At 42.4% G+C, this 4,699-nt stretch carries 4 protein-coding genes; all 4 read right to left on the reverse strand.

The window, feature by feature from the left end; genetic code table 11:
* Positions 1-638 (reverse strand): M81 family metallopeptidase (locus tag AC1DRF_RS17200; protein ID WP_477741237.1); only part of this gene is annotated, 638 nt, incomplete at its 3' end.
* A gap of 29 nt (positions 639-667) precedes the next feature.
* The gene (locus AC1DRF_RS17205) at positions 668-2,128 is read right to left on the reverse strand and encodes an aldehyde dehydrogenase family protein (protein ID WP_477741238.1); all 1,461 of its coding nucleotides are present in this window, start codon (positions 2,126-2,128) and stop codon (positions 668-670) included.
* Positions 2,129-2,156: 28 nt separating this feature from the next.
* Positions 2,157-3,452: an aminotransferase class III-fold pyridoxal phosphate-dependent enzyme gene (locus AC1DRF_RS17210; protein ID WP_477741239.1), complete on the reverse strand. Its 1,296-nt coding sequence runs from the start codon at positions 3,450-3,452 to the stop codon at positions 2,157-2,159.
* A partial coding sequence (locus AC1DRF_RS17215; protein WP_477741240.1) for an aminotransferase family protein occupies positions 3,436-4,699 on the reverse strand: 1,264 nt, incomplete at its 5' end. The genes AC1DRF_RS17215 and AC1DRF_RS17210, both read right to left, overlap by 17 nt.

Below are 4,699 nucleotides of genomic sequence, written 5' to 3' on the forward strand. Positions count from 1 at the left end.
GGCCCTTCTGCGGTTCGCATATTAATCGACGGCAAAAGCATAGGCAATTTTTTTAAAGATGCATAATAGATAGCGCTTTCTTTTACTTGTGTTAAAAGCGCTCGCGCAGCGTTCACTCCTTGTTCGTACATATCAACATGAGGATATGTTTTAAAACCAAAATGAAGCGGCGTGTACGTAAGCATATCTTCACTGATATTTGCGTGCATATCGAGCGTAGTAGCAATGGGAACGTTGCTTCCTATGCAGCTTCTTATCTGACTTAACAAATGAGCTTCAGGATCGAAAAGATGCTCTACTACCATTGCGCCGTGCAAAGCGATTAACAAACCATCTAGCGGCCCCGCATGAGTAAGTGAGTGCAACATTTSCTTTTCAATTGTATGATAAGCTTCAGAAGATACAATCCCAGATGGAACCGCAGCTGCACAAACAAGGGGAACGATTTCTACCTGCTTCTCTTGCTTTAATACATCTAAAAATCCCCCTACTTCTGTTTTGGTTTCTGAGTATGCTTTATTTATTTCCGTTCCAACAAAATAGCCTTCTTGTACAAACTGTTCTATTTCTGTTTTTAATGGACTAAAGCTGTGAGATTCATGATAAAAAAAGGCAATGCCAATGCGATATGAAGACATGTGCTCCTCCTTTTCGCTAAGGTGCGAGATTAATAGTTGGTGTAGACAGACTTCCATTCTGTCATCACATCAAATGCATGATGAGAAACTTCCCTGTGGCCATTGCCAGACATTTTCATTCCTCCGAACGCTACCCCCATTTCAGCATTAGATGTTCCGTTATTGATATAGACTAATCCGCTAACAGCGTCTTTTGCCGCTCGGCTGGCATAGTGCAAGCTGCTTGTATAAATGGAAGTGGAAAGTCCATACATCGTTCCATTATTGACGCTCATTGCTTCTTCATAGCCATCTACTTCAATAAAAGCAAGCACGGGGCCAAAAATCTCCTCTTGAGCAATTGTGTGGTTCGAACTGACGTTATCAATAATTGTAGGCATGTAATAACAAGTCCCTAACTCTTCTGATAAAACACGACCTCCAAGCGCAATATTTCCGCCTTCTTCCACCGCTTTTTGCACGTAATTTTCTACTAAACGGCACTGCTGTTCATTTACAAGCGGGCCTATTACAACCCCTTCATCAAGACCATTTCCAATCTTCATTTCTTTTGTAAGAGCTATTACTTTTTTCAAAAGATCTTCTTTTACTGAACGCTCCACAATCACTCTGCTAGCTGCGGTACAGCGCTGGCCCGTGGTCGTAAATGCTGATTTAACAATTCCTTCTGCTGCTTTATCCAAATCGGCATCCTTTAATACAATAACAGCGTTTTTTCCTCCTAGCTCTAAAGAAATTCGTTTTAAGGTTTTGCTGCTCATTTCTGCTAACTGCTGACCAACTTCCGTAGAACCTGTAAATGAGATGATTTTCACTTCAGAGTGCGTAGCAAGCTTTTGTCCAACGATTCTGCCCGATCCTGTAAGCAAGTTAATTGTTCCTTTTGGAAGCCGCGCAGCGTGCAATACTTCCATAAAAATCTTCGCTGAAAGCGCCACTTCTGAAGCCGGCTTCCAGACAACGGTATTGCCAGCGATTAAAGCGGCAAACATTTTATAAGAAGCGAGAGAAACAGGAAAGTTCCAAGGTGTAATACATGCCACAACTCCAAGCGGTTCGCGAACCATTTTTATATCTCGGTCAGGAAAGCCAGCGGGCACTATTTCGCCAAACAAACGTCTTCCTTCTCCTGCCATATACTGAGCTGTTGCAATGACGACACCAACTTCCCCTATAGATTCTGTCAGCGGTTTTCCCATCTCTTTTGTCATCACTTGAGCAAGCTCTTCTTTTCTGTCTTTAAAAAGCTCAGCTGCTTTTGTTAAAAACGCTGCACGTTCAGGAATAGATGTATTTTTCCAGTGGCTGTAGGCTGTACTAGCCGCTTTTACTGCATCATCAACTTKACTAGCCGTAGCGGCTGCGCATGTTCCAACGAGCTCTTGTGTTGCAGGGTTTATACTTTCAAAATAGGTTTGCTCCTCTTCACTTACCCACTCGCCGTTAATATATAAATTTCCTTGTAACAGTTCGGTTTTAGTCTGACTCATATTGTTACCCTCCTTTTCATTTAAAAAGCTAGTTAATTGAAACTGCTTCTGTGATGGCTTCTTCTAGTAAAGACAGCCCTTGATCCAGCACGTCTTTATCAATATTTAGCGGCAGCATTAAACGAATGGTTTGCCCTTTGACTCCACAGTTCATAATTAGCAGTCTTTTTTCCAGCGCTTTTGATTTAATAACAGGGACATAAGCAGCTGCTGTTTCAACATGAAATTCAATACCAATCATCATACCAATTCCTCTAACCTCTTTAATAGCTGGTAAATGTCCGATAGAATGCTGAAGGCGTTTAACAATATCAGCGCCTACTTTTTCACTGCGCTCTACAAGCTTTTCTTCTTCAATTATTGAAATATTAGCTAAAGCCGCTGCGCACGATACTGGATTTCCGCCAAAAGTAGAACCATGTCCAGCTGTTGGCCATTTCTCATGCAGTTCTCGGCTTGCTACAATGGCTCCTAAAGGCATACCGCCGGAAAGAGCTTTTGCTAAAACTAAAATATCTGGTGTGACTCCAGCATGTTCTGCGGCAAACATTTTTCCAGTGCGCCCAAATCCCGTTTGCACTTCATCAAAAACAAGCAGAATGCCATAATCATTCGCTATGTCTCTTAGTGCGCGTAAAAAGCTAGAAGGAGCAGGGTAATAGCCTCCTTCGCCCATGACTGGCTCAATTACAATCGCTGCTACGCGTGAAGGATCCACTCGCAGTTCAAACAGCTTTTGCAGTTGATTTAAGCAATATGCTTCTGCATCTTCCTCGTCAACATTAGGAAGCTGACTTGGATACGGATAAGGAACGTGATACACTTCTCCTAAAATCGGCTCGTAGTAGCTGCGATATTTTGAGCTTGAAGCCGTAATAGCTGTAGCTCCTAGTGTACGGCCGTGAAAAGAACCTTCAAAAGCAATGATCGCTGGTCTGCCAGTGGCCGCTTTTGCTAATTTGAGCGCGCCATCAATGGCTTCTGCGCCTGAATTTGAAAAAAACACGGTGTCTAAGTTTCCAGGCGTAATGTGCGCAAGTTTTTCTGCCAAATTCACTGCTGTTTCGTAATAGCCATAGTTTAAGCCTAGGTGAAGCAGCTGATCTGCTTGTTTTTTTATCGCTTCTACCATCTTTTCATGCGTATGACCCACTGCATTGACAGCTACTCCTGATACAAAATCAATATATTCATTGCCATCGGCTGTCCAAAATTTCGCACCGTGCGCTTTTTCAATAACAAGCTCTGTTACTCTTGTCATCACCGGTGATAAATGTTTTTTTCMTTTGATTTGAAGCTCTTCTGTTTTATTTTGCACTTTCATATGACTCATCCTTTCTTATGTGCTGATAAAAAATAGAAAACGCATGATCTAGCAATCTCACTATTTCATCAACTTCTGATTTCGTTATATTTAAAGGAGGACTGATAATGATATGTTCTCCTTTATGTCCGTCTATAGATCCGGATCCTGGATAAAAGACGCCTCCAAGCTCCATACAAATTTCATTGAGCTTTTCGCTGGCTGCTTCACGTGGCTCGAAAAATATCTGTTGATTGGCGTCTTTCATTAGTTCTAATCCAATTAAAAGTCCGCGGCCGCGAATATCTGAAATATAAGGATGCTTGCGCTGCAGCGCTACTAAACATTCCATTAAATACGCGCCTTGAGTTTCAACGTTTTGAAGGATATTCATTTCTTCATACATATCCAAAGCAGCAAGGCCTGCCGCTATTGAAACAGGATGTCCACTGTACGTATAGCCATGAAGAAATTTCCCGCTGCTATTTTCTAACAGACCTTGAATCAGACGGTCATGGACAATCATTCCTCCTAAAGGAGCGTATCCAGCTGAAACTCCTTTACCAAACGTTAGGATATCCGGTTCGATTCCGAATTGTTCCACTGCAAAATCAGTTCCCGTTCTCCCGAAGCCTGTCATCACTTCATCAACAATCAAAAGAATGTCATAGCGGCTGCAAAGCTCACGTACTTTTTTGAAATAGTCAAGCGGAGGTACAACAGCTCCTTGCTGACTTCCTACGATGGGCTCTGCGATAAAGGCTGAAATATTTTCTGGACCAAGCTCTAAAATGGTGCGTTCAATATCGGTGATACAGCTCCAGTTTTGATTTGCCATGCAGTCTTCTTGATTGCGATTATACGGACAGCGATGACAATACGGCGAATAGACGTGCGCAAAATGTAAAAGGTTGGGTGTATAAGGATATCGTCTTTTTACATCTCCTCCAGCTGATAGTGCCCCTATCGTGTTTCCGTGGTAAGACTGCCACCTTCCGATTACGATGTGTTTTTGCATCTTTCCGGCATCTCTGTGATATTGCCTTGCTAATTTTAATGCACTTTCATTTGCTTCTGATCCTCCTGATGTAAAATAGACTTTGTTTAAATAAAGCGGCGCCATTTTACCAATTTTTTCTGCAAGTTTATGCAAAACATTCGTTTCAAAACGTAATGTATGAACAAACGCCGCTTTTTTTGCCTGCTCCGCCATCGCCTCGGCTATTTGCGCAATGCCGTGCCCTAAGTTTGCCGCCACGGCGCCGGAG

It is taken from the genome of Priestia sp. P5_B4 (genome assembly GCF_056400385.1).